Raw genomic sequence first — 18,535 nt, 5'->3', positions numbered from 1 at the left:
TAACATATTTGTTAATTATGATATATTTAAGGTAAAGAACATTACACATACTACCCATAAGAGTAAGCCTACGCCATAACCGCCTGCCACAATGTTGAGCCCTTTACCTGTGGTGCTACCGATGGCTTTATTGAGTTGTTGTGCCATAAAAAGCCAATAGACTAACTCAAACAAGTTGAGCACTTGCAAAGGATAGAGAAACCAAACTGCAATCCCTTTATAACCTGTGATATTGAGAGCTGAAAGCGGATAGAAATACTGCACATCTTCTAATGTGAAATTGGGTTGAAAAAACGCAAACCAACACAACTTAACAATAGGGACAAATAAAAAGATACCTTCGCCTAAGAGAGCCATACGAAAAAGTTGCTTATAAGGCAATTTCTCGTTGTAAAACACATAGCCTATATCTATCAGTAGGGCAGTAACGCTTATTTTAATAAGTAGTAGTACGGGAACTGACACATAGCCTACCCATTGCCATTTATCTTTGAATGAGAGAACTTCGTTAATCTGCTCGGTAGAGAGTTGCTCCGATAACGATTGCGCCATTACTCCGTTTATGTTTAACACTACCGATGAAATATAAGAAAGTGCTATATAAGTAACCGATAAAGCAATAAAAATAGTGCTGTTGTTCCACTTCATAAAACGCATTGTTTTAAATAACGATACAAAGGTATAACATAATTTTTGAATTGCGCAATACTTTTAAGAGAAAAATATAAACCATTGGTTTATGAAAAATATACTTTTAGTTAAAAAAACTTGCGATTTAGCTTATTTTTCCTACCTTTGCCGAGAAAACGAATAGTATATATTTGATATGGAAATAAACAAAATATTAGAAAGAATTGCCAAAGAAAGAAGCAAAAAAGGCTATACGTATGAAAATATGGCTGATGATTTAGGGGTTACTCCTCCTGCCTATAGAAAAATAGAAACAGGCGAGACTAAACTTTCGGTGGAGAGAATGTTCCAAATCTCTACTGTTTTGGGCATTCCTGTAAATGAGCTCTTGGATATAGGGGAGAGTTGGATACAAAACAATAGTTATAACAAAGAGTCGAGTATATACACTCAAAGAATAGAGTACTTTTATCAAGAGAATAAAGAGACGATAGAGAGACTTATCGCTTCGTATGAGGCACGGCTGAAAGAGAAGGACGAACAAATAGCACTTTTGAAAGAGTTTTTGGGCAAGTAGGACGAAGTCAGATTTTTCGGGGGAAGTCGGATTTTTAGGATAGGTCGGATAAGTCAGATAGTGAGTTAGTGATTTCGGAAGGAAACGGAAAGGTTCGGAAGGGAGTTTTTAGGTAAAAGATAAAAGGTGAGCTGTGAGAAAGGTATGGTTAGCTTATACAAAGCTTATAGGATGCTTATACGAATCTTGGACGATTGTTATACAAAGAGCGTATAAGAGATTGATTAATACCATAATACAATAATGCCAATAATGCTAAAAATAAGGTTTCGTGACGAAAGAAAAGGAAGAAGCAATAGGCATTAGGCCATAGGCATTAGGAAGAGATGCGACGGGTAATTAGGAGATTAGAGAATTAGTAAATGAGGAAATTAGAGAATTAACAGATTGGCAGACTTGCTAATTCGCTAATTATTTCATACCTTTGCGTCCTAATTAATAAATTATTATGGAACAAACTTTACCCGCAGGGCACCCCGTGCATACCTATATGCTTGAGGCGGAGCTTATTTACTCGTTATTGGATGAGCTTTTAGGCATTGACCCTCATACTGATTACCAAAAGTTTTACAACGTATTCAACCACTTGGCTACGGTTGAAAAGCACTTTGCTCGCAAGGAAAACCAGCTCTTCCCTTTCTTGGAAAAACGCGGATGGACAAACCCGTCGCAGAATATGTGGTCGTTTCACGATACGATTCGCGACATCTTCCGCTTGGTACGCAAGAATTTGGAAGAAAAAGACCTTGATGCGGCGCAAACCAATGTGCGCTATATTGAAGATAACTTAGGGCGCTTGCTGAATGTGGAAGCGAATATTCTCTTCCCTAACGCTTTGCAATTGCTCACTGAAGAAGACTGGATAGCGATGCGTAAAGGTGAGGAAGAAATAGGCTGGATGCTGAAAGACGAGCCTGCCCCCTACCCTAACAACAATCCCGATGAACCGGTGTACGTACACCCCTCAATGGATACGGAACGCCGTACTGATGTGCAATTCAGCGAGGATGCTGCTCACTACGACGAGGGCTATATGACCATTGAACAGGTGAATCTCTTACTGAAAACTCTCCCTATTGATATTACTTTTGTAGACGAACACGACCGAGTGATTTTCTACAACCGCGGCGAAGAACGCGTATTTCCACGCAGTGCGGGGATTATCGGTAGGGAAGTGAAATTCTGCCACCCGCCTAAGAGTGTAGGCACGGTGCTTAAAATTGTAGAGAATTTTAAAGCGGGCACTCAGAATGAAGCAAACTTTTGGTTCAACTACCGCGGACGATTGATTTACGTGCGTTACTTTGCGGTACGCGACAAGGAGAAGAACTACAAAGGTGTGATAGAAATGTCGCAGGACATCACCAATATTCAGAAAATAGAAGGTGAACGCCGTTTATTGGAGTGGGACTCTTAATTTAGGTAAGAGGAAAGAGATAAGAGGGAAATGAAAGACCTTTTTGGACAAGCTATTTTAGATTATCAGCAAGGGCAATACACCGAAGATATTAAAACGGAAACTACGATTTCCGAAGAAGATGTGTTGCCCTTGCCTTATTTGTTTCGCTCGTTTGAGCAGATGCCTGCTTTAGAACAAAAGGCTTTGCAATTGGCACGTGGTAAAGTGTTGGAAGTGGGCTGTGGGGCGGGCTCTCACGGTCTTTACTTGCAAAATGAACGCCAACTTGAAGTACATTCGATAGACCTATCGCCTAAAGCTATTGAAGCGTGCCGGTTACGCGGTTTGCGCAATGTACGGGTGGAAAATGTAATGGACACCCAAGGGCAGTACGACACCATTCTCTTGCTGATGAACGGTGCGGGAATGTGCGGACGATTGAAGCAGATGGGCGCTTTTTACAGTCGGTTGAAAACGCTTTTAGCGCCTCACGGACAAATACTCACTGATTCCTCGGATATTATCTATATGTTTGATGAGAATCCTGATGGTAGTTATGACGTACCGTTGTATTTTGATTATTACGGTGAAGTGGATTACGTGGTGAAGTACAAGGGGGAAAAAGAAAAGCCTTTCCCGTGGATGTATATAGATTATAACACCTTGCAACGGGTTGCTTTTTCAGTAGGTTTGGAGTGTGAATTGATTGCCGAAGGGGAGCATTTTGACTATCTTGCGAGGCTAACAAATTAATTTCTTAGACTTTGTCAAAGACCGTAGCACGGCAGGCGTTAAGGACTTTGACAAAGTATGTAGCGCACGCCTTTTATCTTTTATCTAATGTCAAGGTATTTGTGCATTTGCAAGGAGGCTTTCCATTGGGGGTGTGCCATTACGTAACTGACGATTTTGGGCATTACCTCAGCGCGTTTACTCCATTCGGGTTGGAGGTAAAGCAGGCAATTAGGCGATACTTGCGCTGCCATTTCTTCAGCAAATACAAAATCGTGGTTATTGTAAATTACCATTTTGAGCTCATTAGCCTTCTTGAGAACGTCTCCTACGGGGCGTTTTACTTTTTTAGGAGATAGGCAAATCCAGTCCCAAGTACCTGAGAGAGGGTGCGCTCCTGAAGTTTCAATATGAGTACGTGCGCCACCTGCTTTGAGTTTAGCGGTGAGCAGGTCTAAATTCCACATTAGGGGTTCGCCTCCTGTGATAATGATAGTTTTGGAGTAGGACAAGGCTTCGGCTACAATAGTATCGACGGACACTAAGGGGTGAGCTTCGGCAGCCCAACTTTCCTTTACATCACACCAGTGACACCCCACATCACAACCGCCTAAGCGAATGAAGTAAGCCGCTGTTCCCTTATAGAAACCTTCACCTTGTAAGGTATAAAAAGCCTCCATCAGGGGGAGAAGTTCCCCTTTCTGTAAGGCTATTTGTGTATCGTTATTTAGCATTTATTATTCGTCATTAGCTACATCTAATATCCACGGGTCGGGGATTTCGGTATTTTCGCGTACTTCTTCTACTTTCTTCAGGGCTTCGTCATAGGTATTATAACGGGCGATATAAACGTAGTTTAGCCCTTGGTCACGGTTGTAATACACTTGGGCATCATAACCCCATCTCTTCAATTCTTCTACTCGTTTGTTTACATTGTTGTAGTTTAAAAATACACCCACTACCACGTAGTACCCCCGCTGAGTTTCGGTGGTGCTTATTCTCTTGACTGTTGGTGAACGGTGTAGTTGGGTAATTTCCTTAGGATTGTTTTCTATCTCTAAAGCGGTAAGGAACAAATAATAACGGTCGCGACTGCGGGTATAACTCAAATCTAACGAAGTAGCATTGTTAGGAATGAGGTATTGGCTATCGTTTTTAATATCCATACGGAAGATATCAAAGCCCAGAGTGTTTTCGCTGTTAGGGGTGCGTGTTTTTATCACCTCATCATTATTTGTGATAGCGCTACTAAAGAAGTTCTGATTAGGCCGCCATTTGCTTTCCAAAGAGGAGGTTTTACCGCTGGTAGGTACGCCAACAGCCACGTTATCACCTGCCATATTAAAGTCGCCTTCGAGGGTTACGCCCATAATGCGCGTTTTGAAGTCGCCTGTCTCAGGGGTTTTAAAGCCACTAAAAGTAAAGGTTTTAGAAGCCTCATTGGTAATTGCCGAAAAGCCATCGTAAGTAATGATTTTCTTTACATTGCTATCGGGGTTTTCGTATACTATCACCAAAGCCCAACCTGCCGCCGACCCACCTTCTATTTGCCCTAAAGCCGCTTTTACATTGGCTACGGTATAGTCGCCTACTGTCTTGAAGGCAGAAGCTAAAAGAGAGGTGATATTAGCGTAATACACGTAAGGGGCAGAGTTCTTCAATGCGTCGTCAGTGCGCCCGTCATAGATGAGCTCTCCAACAATAGGGGTGTAAGTATCGTTATTAGGAGTTTTTAGCAACACACTATTAGCGTTTTCTCTATTAGCATCAACGGGAATATTCTTATTTCCTTTTAGAGCCCCCTTAGCATAAGGATAGGTAGCCGACCAATACAAACCAGCATACGCCACTTTCCCGCCTGTTCCTTCAAAGGTAAAATTAGCACTACTGGACGAAAATGTATTAGGGTCGGAGTCAATATCAATATACTCCATATCGAACTCATCGTTCAGCTTGGCTTTCGAGCTGCGGTCGTTATAAGGGTCGTTAGGGTTATTGCGCTTCTCCTTACGGTTAAGAATATTGTTGCCTATAATCTTGATATCGCCTTTGATAAAGGTTTCGTATCTAATATTGAAATCGGTAGTAGATTGAGCTTTTAGGGAGAAAGCGAGTCCCACACAAGCGAGCAATGTGATGAGCTGTTTCATAAACTTACTATTTTCTTGGCAATTCGGAGGGCTTCAGTCCCTTGTTCGAGGGTTACCATTGGGGTAGTATCGTTTTCGATAGCATCGGCAAAGCTCTCAAGCTCGTCTAAGATAGCGTTATTATTGTGGATTTCGGGATATTCAAAATATATTTGACGACGCTCACCTTCGGCATTTTGTAGTATCATATCGAAGTCTCCTGGCACTTCAGGGGCATCTTTCATCTTCACTACTTCCACTTTCTTTTCTAAAAAGTCGATAGAGATATACGCATCTTTTTGGAAGAAACGGCTCTTGCGCATATTCTTCATTGAGATACGGCTGGCGGTGATATTAGCCACACAACCATTCTCAAACTCCAAACGCGCATTGGTAATATCGGGCGAATGGCTAATGACCATTGCACTACTGGCTGAAATATGCTTTACCTTAGACTTTACGACGCTTAAAATCACATCGATGTCGTGAATCATCAAGTCGAGCACTACAGGCACATCGGTACCACGCGGGTTGAATTCCGCCAAGCGGTGCGCCTCAATAAACATAGGGTTGTGAATCTGGTCGCGTACAGCAGTAAAGGCAGGATTAAAGCGTTCTACATGACCTACCTGTCCTTTGACGTGGTGTTCTTTAGCGAGAGCGATAATGGTTTCCGCCTCTTCTACGGTAGTGGCGATAGGTTTCTCGATAAAGAGATGTTTACCAGCCTTGATAATCTTTTCGGCACACACAAAGTGGTTGAGGGTAGGGGTTACCACGTCTACCATATCGCACTGGGCAATGAGTGCATCGATACTGTCAAAGCGCTTGTAACCAAACTCTTCGCTCACCTTTTGAGCGTTAGCTTCATCGGGGTCATAGAAACCCACGAGTTCATATCTATCGGATTGGTTGAGCAATCGCAAATGTATTTTTCCTAAATGTCCTGCACCGAGGACGCCAGCTTTTAGTTTTGTCATTTTAATATCCTATTTTAGCACGTACCCTGCGCAAAGTTTCGTCGGCTACACGGTGGGCTTTAGTAGCACCTTCTTTGAGTATAGCGTCGAGTTGCTCTAAATGCTCCATATAGTAAGCGTAGCGCTCGCGAGGGACAGCAAATTTTTCTAATATCAGTTCGTAAAAGGCTTGTTTGGCTTGACCGAAACCGTAACCCCCTGCACGATAAGCATCTTCCATTGTTTTTATTTGCTCAGGAGAAGCCAAGAGGCGGTAGAGCCTCATCACGTTGCAAGTATCAGGGTCTTTGGGCGCTTCCAAAGGTGTACTATCAGTTGGGATTGCCATTATTTGCTTGCGGAGTTGCTTTTCGGGCAAGAAAATATTGATGAAGTTATTGCGAGACTTGCTCATTTTCTCACCGTCGGTTCCAGGAATAATCATCACATTTTCGGCAATTTTGGCTTGAGGGAGCACGAATGTCTCACCCATCTGATGATTGAAACGCGAAGCTACATCGCGCGTAATTTCGAGGTGTTGCAACTGGTCCTTGCCCACGGGCACTACCTCAGCATCGTAAAGGAGAATATCGGCAGCCATCAACATAGGGTAAGTAAAGAGCCCAGCGTTCACATCTTGTAGATAGTCCATTTTGTCTTTAAAAGAGTGGGCGAGGGTGAGGCGTTGGTAAGGGAAAAAGCAAGCTAAGTACCACGAGAGCTCAGCGGTTTGGGGTACATCACTCTGGCGGTAGAAGGTTACTTTATTAGTATCCAAACCAAAAGCCAACCAAGTAGCAGCAACGCTATAGGTGTTGGCACGAAGCAGTGCGCCGTCCTTTATCTGAGTGAGAGAGTGCATATCGGCGATGAATAGGAACGATTCGTTAGAAGGGTCTGACGCCATTTGCACTGCGGGGAGTATTGCTCCGAGGATATTCCCCAAGTGTGGGGTACCAGTACTTTGAATGCCTGTTAATACACGAGCCATATTGTTTGGTTTTTAGGTGTTAGGGATTAGAAGTTGAGAATTAGAGCGCAAAAGTAATAAATAATTAGCAAATGAGCAAATTGTGTGATATGAATAAAAAGCCTTATTGGCTAAAACTTTTGGTTTATAAGTGTTAAATATTTATTTTTGCTCTCTAAAGAACCATATTATGGAAGTAACGACTCATATAGCGAAACGCCTTGCCTTGTTATTATTACTGTGGATAGTATCCATTATTATTGCTAATAGGTTTATTGATCCCGATTATTTCTGTGCTACAGGAGATGTCTTTGTGTATTTCTTTTGGTTGGGAGTATTTTATATTCTCTTTGGTATTTTCTTATCAGTAGAGACATATTTCCTGTACAAAAAGAAAAAGCGTGGTTGTGTGATATCCAATATTGTAATGGCTTTGCCTATGCTATTATTTATATATGCTTTAATTGATATGTATTTGTGTTGATGATGCTTTTACTATATTTGCAGCGGGACTTTTAATAAATACTCATTGCATACAGCCTCGTGTAGGACTTACTGTAGTAAATTTCGGCGGTGCTTATAAGGATATGCAGTCCCTTTTAAAGATCAAACTGCTTTTAAAGCCTTTACACTTACTGTAGTCTTAAATGGCTTACCCTAATTATTTTACCTTATCTGCTTATTGTGTGAGCATTTTTGTGGCTAAAATATGTTTGCACAAGCCTCTGTCGGTTTTGTGATTGGTGTACCAATTGCAGGTGCATTGGGCATTTTCGCCGTCGAGGATCACCGTATGAGTGACTCCTCCTGTGCCTTTTACATTGGCTTTCACATAATTGCCGTGTTGTTCTACGATTTGCACTTCATCGTTTGCGGTGAGCTTTTTGGCATTCTGCAAACGCGGATTGAGGCTTATGAGTCGCTGTGGTTTGAAAGGCAATCGGCGGTAGAAATAATTGCTGTCGGTGAGGTTATAGCCCAAGAGTCCGATGCTTGATAATGAAGCTTGTAGGGTAGTCATCGTGCCCATATTCACATCGTTCTCAATGGCTACCATTGCGGGCGAAAACACTTCGTTGGTCTTAAAGAAATTGTTAATCCCCACGAGCCATTCCATAGGTACGTCCTCAATCATATTCTCCAAATACTTTCCTTCGCCCGAAAAACCGCGATAGACGCCATCGGAGAGCAGGAAGAACATTTCTACCCCTTTGAAGTGCAACACAAAGGCCACTGCTTGTTCGCTCATACTGCGGTAGATATAGAGGCTATCGGCCAATAACAACAAGCCTTGCAAGAGGTTCAGACGGTGTACACCTCCTATCTTGATCGCTCCAGCCGTAGGGGTAGGGGCAAAAGTGTAGCCTACGCCGCGTTTTACTAAGTAATAATCGTTTTTCACGGCTTGTTTAGGCAAAGAGCGGAAAAGTTGGATGGCTTCAGCTTTGTTGAGGCGATAAGCCAAATCCATTTCGGACAAGTACACTTGCACATTGCCTAATCCCTTGATCCAACGGTTGGGGAGGGTTACTTTCTTCTCAACAGTTTTGTGTTTTTCAGTAATGAAATGCGTTTGCTTCTGACCGACGCTCAGTACCATTTTCTCGGAAGCGGTAACTGCATTGAAAGCGCGCACCGTTACATCGTTGAAATCGATATTAGTACAGCCGCTTTGCAGAAAATCACCATCGAGCACGTCGTTGCGCAAACCCACACGGGCATAGACGCTGTTGCAAGATGAAAAGCCTTCAAACAGCAATTCGCCATTGCCTACCGAGATGATAGGGTCGCGCAGTTTGGCTAATACACCAGGAGCGATAGCAAACTGAGAGGCAACGGTTTTAGCCAGCGTAGCGAGGCATTTTGCCACCACAAAAGGCTGGGTGATATTGCCCCAAAAGAAGCAAGGTACCGCGTTGTCCTCCTTCAGTTCAGAGCAGTGTGAAAAGATAAAGTTCTTTTCGTGGGGTGTTGCCTCTTCAATCACAGAGGCAAAGGGATAAGCGTATTGGAAATCGGTCATCTTGTTAGGGGTTAGGTTTTAGGGGTTAGGTTTTAGGGGTTAGTTTTTCTGTAAAGATTTCAATGTTTCTAAGTAATCTTTCTCTACAGTAGAGAGTGTTTTAACTTTACCATCAGCTGCAATTGTTCGGAATTTCCGAACAGTTGCCTTTTCTTCTAATTCACCTTCTTCAAAGATGTGTTTTATATGCTCACTTACATTGGCTTTGCTGGACTGGTAAAGAGTTACCAATTGCGCTTGTGTAAGCCAAACATTTTCGTTTTCAAGGCGTACTTCTATTTGGGTAGTGCCTTCTTCGGTTTGATAAAGTAATAATTCTCCTTGATTCATTTTCTTATTTGCTAATTATCACATTACAAAATCAGCTAATTTTTTATGATTAGTGGGTTTCTTATCTAAATTTTCTACCAAAGCCAAATAAGCATCTACGGCTTTTTTCTCAAAATCCTTGACTTTAGGATCTCGGGTGGGCATATCCAAAAACTCCATAAACCTACTGATAGGCGCGTACTGCTCGGCTAAAAGTTTGCCAATCACTTGGGCGGCGTAATCCAAATTTGCTCCTGCTTGCAGGCGTTCGAGGATGTACGCATTGGCAAGGTCGCGGGTAGGTCGCTTTTCAAAGAGCAAAGCAACGGCTACGTATAGCCAACCGCCGTGATACACAGGCAGATGATGTTCCACCAACGCTTGCATAGGCAACTGCATATGCTCTAACTCGCCCGACTCGTTGCCCTTGCCGTAAGAAGCGGTGTAGCGGGTGATTTGCGCTTCGATATAATGCGGGTTTAAACTGCATTGATAGAGTACATCGCTACCCCACGCCACATCGCAAATCCCTGCATTGTAATAAGGAATAGGAGCTTTTACAGGTTTTTGTCGTCTATCAAAATTGTCATTCCAATTATCAGCAAGGTCAAGGTAATAGAAAGTAACTGCACTTTGTTTGCGCATTTTCACTTCAAAGTCTAAGGTAAAAGGTTTGACCACACTGGGGATATCCTTAGCAGTAGTGTTTTCAAATTCAGGAAATTCTCTGTTAGGGTGCTTGATACGAGTGATTTGTGCCCACAACGGCAACAATTCTTCCGCGAGTTTAACTTCATCAGTAAGTCCTACGTAATACAGAATGTCCTTTGCATAAGCTCCTTTGAGTTGCTGGGCTTTCTCTTTGGCTGCTGCCGAAACCTCTTTGAAGAGCAGACGGTTACAAGCCACTACCAAATCGTGCAGGTCAGGAGCGGTGTTTGCACTTTCGTATTGCAGAAGTCTATCCATCAATACCTCTGCTTCTATATAGAAAGGTGCGTGCGTAGGAGTAGCGAGGAAAGGCAATTTATCTTTTTTATCTAATTTCTTGAGCAATAATTGCACCTTGTCAAACAAGTAAGGCAGTGTTTCCTCAAAAAACTGCTTATCTTCTTTGCGAAGTGTTTTTTTCTCACCTAACCAATGCAATAAAAACCACTCCAAAATAGGCACCGCCGCCGTACCTCCCCAATGTTTGTTCATCTGCTTGAGGTAAGGAGCTAATTGTTTGTTCATATCCGCAGGAAGTTGGTTTTGCAATTGGTTAAAACCTTCCAAGAACACCTCAATCGTAGCTGCCGACCGCTCACGGAGACAATCGCCAAGGAGAAAGAGGAGGTTATCAGGGGTTAGGGGATAGGTTATAGGTGTTAGGTTATAGGTATTAGCTGTTAGGTTGTAGGTATTAGGATTTGCGTCACCATAGTTCCCCCTTCGGAGGGGGGCAGGGGGGAGGTTTTTATTAGGAAGGTTTTCATCAGACAATCCCGACTGGTCAGAGAACAATTCTTGGGCTTTGCCTTTGAGGTAATCGCGGTAGGGGACTACTACTTCGTCCAAGCCTTCACCACCAAAATAAGCGGTAAGCAAGCGTGCAACTTTTTCCTGTAGCTTGACATCGGGGATGGTGAAGAGTACCGCCAATTGTTCGCGGTAATCGGTGTTGGTGGGGGCTTGCTTTTTGTAGTGTTGTTCCAAAATGTTCAGCCCGATGAGCTGTGATTTGGCTATCTTTTGGGTAGTAAAACAAAGGGCAAAGTTATCAGCGAAAGCAGGGAAGTCAAAATCCTTTTCCTTAGCAATCGTGCTGATGTGCTTGATAGCAAAGTTGATAAGGTTGGCATTACCCGTGCCGAGCAGGGCAAAAAGGGTTTGCTGAGAAGTGAGCAGTTCTTTAGCGGTAGGCTGTAGAAACTCTAACCAACGGCAATGCCAATTGAGTTGGGGTCTTTTCCAAAGATTCAGCAAGCTCTCCAACAGCTCGGGGATATACTTGCGAGTGAAGGTATAACCTTGCTTTTGTAGGTGTACAAAAAAGGCTTCCCAAGGCTTGGCATCGTGGAACATTTGGTTTTCGTAGCAGTGCAAACGGCGGAATATCAGCTCGTGAAACTCTTTGTCGTTTAGCACCAAATCGCTATAGCGGGCTATCTTGTCGTCATAGAGATACGTAGCGGTAATGTTTTTGGTAAATAATGCGTGGTCAAACGGAATGATTCCCGCTTTGTAGAGCACCCAATAGGCTTCAAAGGAGATAAATTCCCTTTCGTTGGGCTTTAAGTGCTTGAATAGGTCTATTAAAAAGTGGTATTTTTCTTCTTTAAAAACTCTTATGAAAAGACGCAAAGCCTTTCCATCGGTAAAAAGTTTATATGCCGACACACCATAACTAAGCAGCTGATGAATAGGAAGGTGTTGGTACTCTTCCTCACTTTGGGTAAGGAGAAATAAGGCAACGTTAAACTCATAATCAGATTGTTTTGGAGTTTCTAAGAAGAGCGTTTTCTTGAATTTATCGGGGGTTTGGTTCCCAAAAAATGTACTTTCTTTAACTCCCCAACCCGAGTGTTGGAGTTGTTCTAAAAGTTCAAGGCGCTCACTTTCTGTTAGTTTGTTACAGAAGTCAAAAAGAGCGTCCAAATCGTGGGAAGTGATAAGGGATTTTAATTGTTCAAAAGTTTTTCCCATTTTTTTTATACTATTGATAATGTGAAACAGGGTTATAATTGCAAATAAATAGGCTTGTTTTTTAAGGGCGAATTGCCATTCGCCCCTACAGCATACTAAAAAAAGCTACTGATTATGATCCAAAGACCGTAGCACAGCAGGCATTAAGAACTTTGACAAAGTTTGCGACGCTTGCTAACGACTAATCACTAACGACTAAACTCTACTAATTTCTTATGATTTCGTGGCAGTTTGTCCTGCTTTTTAACGGTTTCTAAATACAATTGCACCACCTCTTTTCCAAATTGTTTTACGAGAGGTGGGTTGGGTCGGTCTAAGAACTCCACAAAGCGTGGGATAGGCAAAAAATCCCACGCTAAGGCATTCGCCAAAAAGGTTTGTAAGTAGGTAAGGTTTTCATTGCGAGCGATGGCTTGTACTACATACTCATACGCTAAATCGCGTGAAGGTCGTTTTTCAAACAGCAAACAAGCTCCTATATAGAGCCACCCGCTGTGCTGTACGCGCAGATTGTGACGCAAAAGGACTTCTAACGGCATACTCATATTGCGCACTTGAAGCACTTCGTTCATTGTCGCCCAATTACTAATACATCTGCACAATATCTCATTAGGGTACTGAGGCGTTAAGCTGAGCAAGTATTCCATATCACGCGGATAGGCATTGATTTCGCCCTTGTGCTTAAACAGAAATTCATCATCAATCTCTCCATTGGCGTATTTCACTTTCTCCCAACCGTACTCAATGTAATACGGCTTATCTACTAAGGTTGCATCGGGGTGTTTGAGGCGGGCAACTACTTTCCAAAGAGGCAGGAGGTCATCAGTAACTTTGAGTTCATCGGTACCTCCCAAGAAATACTGAATTGCCTGACCGTAGTTGCCTTTGAGCGTTTGGACTTTGGCTTGGGCTGTTGCCGAAACTTCTTTGAACAGCAAGCGGTGGCAAGCAACAATAAGGTCTTCCAAATCGGGTTGTTCTCCTTTCGCTTCGTATTGCAGGAGTCTGTCAACCAAAATTTCGGCATCTATGTAGAAAGGTAAGTGCGTAGGTGTAGCCAAAAAAGGCAAGGTATTGTGGGTTTGGAGTTTTTCCAAAGTGCGCTCGGTCGTGCGGTATAGGTGAGCAAAGGCTTTTTGGGCGGTATCGGCAGCTCTGTTCAATTGGTACAACTTAGAGAGCTTTTGGGCCTTGCCGTATTCTTCCTTCTTATAAAGGGCTTGCACTTCTTTCCATTCAGCTTTTTCATTGTACTTATGTAGTGGTAGTTTTTCGCTCCACGCCATTAAAAACTGATACAGCAAAGGCATAGTGCCTACCTCTTCCCATTCGCGCGCACTCACCTGCTTGATATAAGTAGCAATTTGTTGGGCGTAATCCGCAGGGATTTGATCTTGCAATTCCACTAAAGCGTTGAAGAATACATCAAGCGTAGCGGCAGATTTCTCACGGATACAATCGCCTAATAGGAATAATAAGGCGTTCCAAGAAGTAGGAACACTAACAGAAGTATAGTTTTGAGCCTCAGTAGTCGCTTTTGAGTCGCTACAGCTCCCCCTCTCGGAGGAAGTCAGTGAGCTAGCGTAGCTGAGTATGTGAGGGGGGAGGTTTATATCAAATAACAACCCCTTCACCTCTTCTTTTAAATAATCCCAATACGGACTCACCACCTCGTTCAATCCTTCCTGATTAAAGTATTTTAGCAACAAGGCAGCGGTTTGTTCTTGTACCTTTACATCGGGTTGGGTGAAGAGCACGGCTAATTGTTCGCGGTAGTTAATATCTGTGGGGGCTTGTGCTTCAAAACACTGACTAAGGAGTTCCAATCCCAACAACAAGGTTTTGGGTTGCTTTTGCACCGTAAAGCACAACGGCAACTGACTCACAAAGCCTTCGCGGTCAAACTGCGGGTCGGTTGCAATGGTGGCGATATAGTCCATTACCGTTTTCACTACACTGGGTACGCCTGTGCCGAGTACCGCAAAGAGGGTGTGCTGGTTGGCTAATACTTCCTCGTGCGTAGGTTTAAAGAACTTTAGCAAACGACAATGCCAATCCAAATGGGGTTTCTTCCATTGGTTGAGCAGCGACTCAAACAATTGTCCCACAAAGCTACGCGGGATTTGATAGCCATTTTCTTGTAAGAGTTCAAACACTTCATCCCAATAGTCGGTTACCTTGCCTGCACCTAAATCGTTGCGTTTGCGGTTGGGGTTGTCACTACTCCATTTTGAAAGGTCGAGTACTCGGGTTTCTATACGATACAACTGCAAGAGCACTTTCTCAATCGCTTCAGGGTTTTGCAAAAGGAAATGTACATCAGCGGTTACCGAACGATGGTGCAACTGGTTTACTTCTAACAAGTTTCTCACAAAACGTTCTTCGTCAAAAGGAAGCCAACCTTTTCTATAAAAATACCACTGAAAGCCAAAGGAGATGCTCCCAAACGCTTTATATTGCTCATCTACGACTTTTTGGATATAAGTATCAGGAGGAAACTGTTCGTAATAATCAATCACAGGTTGAACAAACTGAGACCTAAAAAGCATATAAGGACTCTGTTGAAAAGGCTCGCCAAGGTAGTTCGTTTTGTCAATCATTATCTTAGCCACATCGCTTTCCTTACGCACCATCGTGATAAGGGCGTAGTAAAAAGCTTGGTCTATTTTGTAATTGAGCTCCCAAGTGCTTTTCTCCTTCCTCGGAAAATCTTTTTCCGAATAAGGGTCTAATGTTTTAAGCCAATCAATAGTTTCGTAACGCTCGCTATCCGATAGTTGCGCTGTGATGGTGAGGATTGCTGGGAAATCGGCGGTAGCAATCGCGGTGATGAGGTGCTTTTTCATATAGTTCTTTTTTAAGCGTTTAAATTTAATCTGGGAACTCTAACTTTAGCTGTATATACTCGGGTTTCTTTACTTCTTCTTTTTCAGGTTCGTTGTTTAGGTGCGAGAGTGAGATGCCTAACAGTCGTACCGATTCACTCAGCCGTTCTTGGTAAAGTAGCTCCTTGATGTGTAGTAGTATTTCGTCTTTACTGCTGATAAACTCCTTGAGGGTTTTACTGCGCGTTTGTACGGAAAAATCGCTGTACTTGATTTTTAAGGTAACGGTTTTGCCTGCTACCTGTTGCTTCTCAAGACGGCGGGCTACATCTTCGGCAATACGTTCGAGCTCCTGTAGCATATATACCTCGCTGGTGAGATTCTCCGCAAAGGTCTCTTCAGCGCCTACCGATTTACGAATCCTGAAAGGCTGTACCTCACTGCGGTGAATACCCCGTGAGAGCTCGTAGTAATAATGACCACTATTGCCAAAATTCCGTTCTAAAAATGCTAACGACTTTGCTCGTAAATCCTTCCCTTTGAATATCCCTAACTGATACATCTTCTCGGCGGTTACTTTACCTATGCCGTAAAACTTCCGCACATCAAGTCCGTCGAGGAAATCTTGTACCTCAGCTTGAGTGATAGTAGTTTGTCCGTTTGGCTTGTGATAGTCGCTAGCAATTTTGGCGATAAACTTGTTTACCGAGATACCCGCCGAAGCCGTAAGTCCTGTTTCTTGAAAAATGCGTTGCCTGATTTCTTGGGCGATAAGGGTAGCCGAAGGATTGCCTTTTTTGTTTACAGTTACGTCTAAGTAAGCTTCATCAAGGGAAAGAGGTTCTACCAAATCAGTATATTCGTGAAAGATAGCTCGTATTTGCATCGATATTTGCTTGTAGCGTTCAAAGCGGGGTTTCACAAAAATAAGATGCGGACACAACCGGCGTGCCTGCGCTCCACTAATGGCACTGCGCACCCCAAACTTGCGCGCCTCGTAGCTGGCTGTCGCAACCACGCCACGCGCTTCGCCACCACCCACAGCAATGGCTTTCCCGCGCAGTTCAGGGAAGTCTAATTGCTCTACGGAAGCAAAGAAAGCGTCCATATCGATATGTATGATTTTTCTGTTCAAGAAATTAGGATTTAGAAGTTAATGTCCTCCGTACAATCCAAGCAACTTGTTGCGAAATCCGTGTAATCTGTGTAATCCGTGCGAGATTTAAATAGGCAGCTTGTTGCCTAATATCAAATGTGAACGCCGTGAGTAGCAAATCACCCTATCGCTTCAAACACTTTCCCTGGCAAGGGGGTTACTACACCTTTCAGTTCCATTTGAAACAACAAATTAGAAAGCTGGTATATAGGCATTTGGCAACCCAAAGCCAAATCGTCTAAGCCTTGTTTGCCGTTGTTTTTCAGGTAATTCATCACTTGTTCTTCTTCAGGAGTGAGACTTACAAAAAGCTCTTGCTGTACCGCTTTCGGGGCAGGGGTATCCCAATTGAGTACGTACACAAGGTCTTTGGCTGAGGTGAGCATACGAGCTTTACTATTGCGAATGAGCTCGTTACAGCCTGCACTGTAGACATCGGTAGTGCGCCCTGGTACGGCAAATACTTCGCGGTTGTACGAGAAAGCTATATCAGCCGTAACTAAGCTACCGCCTTTTAGTCCCGACTCAATCACTACGGTTGCCTCCGAAAGCCCCGCAATAATGCGATTACGACTCAAAAAATTCTTTCTATCAAACGGACTCTGACTGCTAAAATCAGTGATGAAACCGCCGTTTTCTTCCATTGCCTCACAATACTTGCTATGAGCGGCGGGGTAGATAGTATTAAGCCCGTGCGCCAAACAAGCTACCGTTTGCAGGCGATGCTTCATAGCGGCTTTGTGGGCAGTAATATCTACCCCATAGGCATAACCACTGACGATGACCACATCAAGCGGAGCGAGTTCTTCGATGAGTTGTTCACAAAAAGCTGTGCCGTAGCTCGTGATATTGCGCGTGCCTACGATGCTCAACAGCCGCTTGTTTTGCAAGTGGATATTTCCTTTTTGGTAAAACAATATAGGGCTATCCACACACTGTTTGAGGGGCGAAGGATACTCGGCATCAATATAGGTTATAATGCTGATATTTTGCTTTTGAGTAAACTGTAATTCTGCTTCTGCTTCGTGCAAACACTGGGCACTGAGTATGTTTTGAGTAATCTTAGAGCCAATACCTGTTACTTTCTCTAAAGCACTTTTGCGTTGAGCAAATACATTTTGGGCACTCCCAAAGTGTGTGATGAGCTTTTTGGCAGTTATATCGCCTATCAAAGGAATTTTCTTTAAGGCTATAAGATACAACAAATCGTCTTTCATAATAAAGTATTAAAGCATAGTGCAAAGGTACTACATAATTAGTAAAATAACAAATTTACCAATAAGGTAACACAGCATTTGCATTTAAACTTTTTGTACTCTATTCCGTGAAATATAGCAGTGGCAACTACCAATCCGTGCAAATCACGCTTGCCAAGTTAAAGAAATATCCGTGTCAAAATCCGTGAAATCCGCGAAATCTGTGCGAGGCTTAAATAGGTAGGAAGCTGCTTAATATTAAATGCGAACGCCGTGAGGAAATAACCTTACATTTTTTTTGTTAAAAACCCGTTTTTAACATATTTTTTTCAGTGTTTTACACCCTCTTTTATCCAACTGATATTCAGTTTTTAAACATCATTCCTTCGCCTTAGCTTCGGTTTAGGTTCGTCTTACCTTCGTCTTACCTTCGGTTAAAGTAGTCAAAAGGTAAAAGATAAAAGGTAAAACAATTCACTGATTATTAAATATTTATTGTTTTTGAGTAAATTGAAGATAGCCTGCTTCTAAAATTGAACAAAACGCAGTGTTTTAACACTTTTTGGCTATTTTACTTATATAAATTAAACATTAAGAATAATAACCTCATCATATGTTTCGTGTATGATGACCACCACTACATTCCCCCTTTGGAGGGGGGTAGGGGGAGGTTTTTTCGCAATTAGGGGGAGGTTTTCTCGCAATTAGGGGGAGGTTTTTTCGCGATTAGAGAGAGGTTTTCTCTTCTTTTGCGATTGTCGGCACTGCCGAGTAAGTGAGTCGGGGGCTCCGTGTAATCCAAGCAACTCGTTGCTAAATCCGTGAATAAAAGTATCTTTAATTGAATTTTATTTTGTCACAATCCGTGTAATCCGTGTAATCTGTGCGAGATTTTAAAAATCTCACATCAAACTTCTATTAATTGTGATTTGCAATCCATTT

15 protein-coding genes are annotated in these 18,535 nt (G+C 42.8%); 4 read left to right on the top strand and 11 right to left on the bottom strand.

Annotated features, from left to right (window positions below; genetic code table 11):
- Positions 1 to 15: 15 nt before the first annotated feature.
- Positions 16 to 648, bottom strand: a complete 633-nt coding sequence (locus RCZ04_RS04575; protein WP_460484774.1) for a hypothetical protein — start codon at positions 646 to 648, stop codon at positions 16 to 18.
- Between the two features lie 178 nt (positions 649 to 826).
- Between RCZ04_RS04575 and RCZ04_RS04570 the strand changes: the two genes are divergently transcribed.
- The 3 genes from RCZ04_RS04570 to RCZ04_RS04560 all read left to right on the top strand — a co-directional run bounded on the left by RCZ04_RS04570 (position 827) and on the right by RCZ04_RS04560 (position 3,359).
- Positions 827 to 1,207 (top strand): helix-turn-helix domain-containing protein, encoded by a 381-nt coding sequence (locus tag RCZ04_RS04570; protein ID WP_460484773.1) that lies wholly within the window; start codon positions 827 to 829, stop codon positions 1,205 to 1,207.
- 448 nt (positions 1,208 to 1,655) lie between these two features.
- Positions 1,656 to 2,624: a DUF438 domain-containing protein gene (locus tag RCZ04_RS04565; RefSeq protein ID WP_460484772.1), complete on the top strand. Its 969-nt coding sequence runs from the start codon at positions 1,656 to 1,658 to the stop codon at positions 2,622 to 2,624.
- Positions 2,625 to 2,654: 30 nt separating this feature from the next.
- Positions 2,655 to 3,359 (top strand): class I SAM-dependent methyltransferase, encoded by a 705-nt coding sequence (locus RCZ04_RS04560; RefSeq protein ID WP_460484771.1) that lies wholly within the window; start codon positions 2,655 to 2,657, stop codon positions 3,357 to 3,359.
- Between the two features lie 80 nt (positions 3,360 to 3,439).
- Here RCZ04_RS04560 and RCZ04_RS04555 read toward each other — a convergent pair whose 3' ends face one another.
- Genes RCZ04_RS04555 through trpS form a run of 4 tightly spaced genes read right to left on the bottom strand, consistent with a single transcriptional unit; the run spans position 3,440 to position 7,417 of the window.
- Positions 3,440 to 4,072 carry a 7-carboxy-7-deazaguanine synthase QueE gene (locus RCZ04_RS04555; protein WP_460484770.1) on the bottom strand — a complete coding sequence of 211 codons (633 nt, stop codon included), beginning with the start codon at positions 4,070 to 4,072 and terminating at the stop codon, positions 3,440 to 3,442.
- Between the two features lie 3 nt (positions 4,073 to 4,075).
- Positions 4,076 to 5,488, bottom strand: a complete 1,413-nt coding sequence (locus tag RCZ04_RS04550; RefSeq protein ID WP_460484769.1) for an SPOR domain-containing protein — start codon at positions 5,486 to 5,488, stop codon at positions 4,076 to 4,078.
- Positions 5,485 to 6,447: a Gfo/Idh/MocA family protein gene (locus RCZ04_RS04545; RefSeq protein WP_460484768.1), complete on the bottom strand. Its 963-nt coding sequence runs from the start codon at positions 6,445 to 6,447 to the stop codon at positions 5,485 to 5,487. Before RCZ04_RS04545 ends, RCZ04_RS04550 begins: the two co-directional genes overlap by 4 nt.
- A 1-nt stretch (position 6,448) precedes the next feature.
- Positions 6,449 to 7,417 (bottom strand): tryptophan--tRNA ligase, encoded by a 969-nt coding sequence (gene trpS, locus RCZ04_RS04540; RefSeq protein ID WP_460484767.1) that lies wholly within the window; start codon positions 7,415 to 7,417, stop codon positions 6,449 to 6,451.
- A 169-nt stretch (positions 7,418 to 7,586) separates the two neighbouring features.
- Between trpS and RCZ04_RS04535 the strand changes: the two genes are divergently transcribed.
- The gene (locus RCZ04_RS04535) at positions 7,587 to 7,880 is read left to right on the top strand and encodes a hypothetical protein (RefSeq protein ID WP_460484766.1); all 294 of its coding nucleotides are present in this window, start codon (positions 7,587 to 7,589) and stop codon (positions 7,878 to 7,880) included.
- A 195-nt stretch (positions 7,881 to 8,075) separates the two neighbouring features.
- Here the strand turns inward: RCZ04_RS04535 and RCZ04_RS04530 are convergent, their stop codons facing one another.
- The 6 genes from RCZ04_RS04530 to dprA form a co-directional block, all read right to left on the bottom strand.
- The gene (locus RCZ04_RS04530) at positions 8,076 to 9,419 is read right to left on the bottom strand and encodes an SWIM zinc finger family protein (protein WP_460484765.1); all 1,344 of its coding nucleotides are present in this window, start codon (positions 9,417 to 9,419) and stop codon (positions 8,076 to 8,078) included.
- A 39-nt stretch (positions 9,420 to 9,458) separates the two neighbouring features.
- Positions 9,459 to 9,749: a virulence protein gene (locus tag RCZ04_RS04525; RefSeq protein ID WP_460484764.1), complete on the bottom strand. Its 291-nt coding sequence runs from the start codon at positions 9,747 to 9,749 to the stop codon at positions 9,459 to 9,461.
- A gap of 18 nt (positions 9,750 to 9,767) precedes the next feature.
- Positions 9,768 to 12,416, bottom strand: coding sequence for a DUF6493 family protein (locus tag RCZ04_RS04520; RefSeq protein WP_460484763.1), 2,649 nt, complete (start codon positions 12,414 to 12,416; stop codon positions 9,768 to 9,770).
- A 188-nt stretch (positions 12,417 to 12,604) separates the two neighbouring features.
- Positions 12,605 to 15,262, bottom strand: a complete 2,658-nt coding sequence (locus tag RCZ04_RS04515; RefSeq protein WP_460484762.1) for a DUF6493 family protein — start codon at positions 15,260 to 15,262, stop codon at positions 12,605 to 12,607.
- 25 nt (positions 15,263 to 15,287) lie between these two features.
- Complete coding sequence (dinB, locus tag RCZ04_RS04510; protein WP_460484761.1) at positions 15,288 to 16,376, bottom strand: DNA polymerase IV; 1,089 nt, start codon at positions 16,374 to 16,376, stop codon at positions 15,288 to 15,290.
- Between the two features lie 140 nt (positions 16,377 to 16,516).
- Entirely contained in the window at positions 16,517 to 17,614 is a 1,098-nt protein-coding gene (dprA, locus tag RCZ04_RS04505; protein WP_460484760.1) for a DNA-processing protein DprA, read from the bottom strand.
- Between the last annotated feature and the right edge of the window lie 921 nt (positions 17,615 to 18,535).

The sequence above is a fragment of the Capnocytophaga sp. HP1101 genome (genome assembly GCF_054772415.1).
The sequence above is the reverse complement of the archived record's forward strand: the minus strand, read 5'-3'. Positions and strand labels throughout refer to the sequence as shown.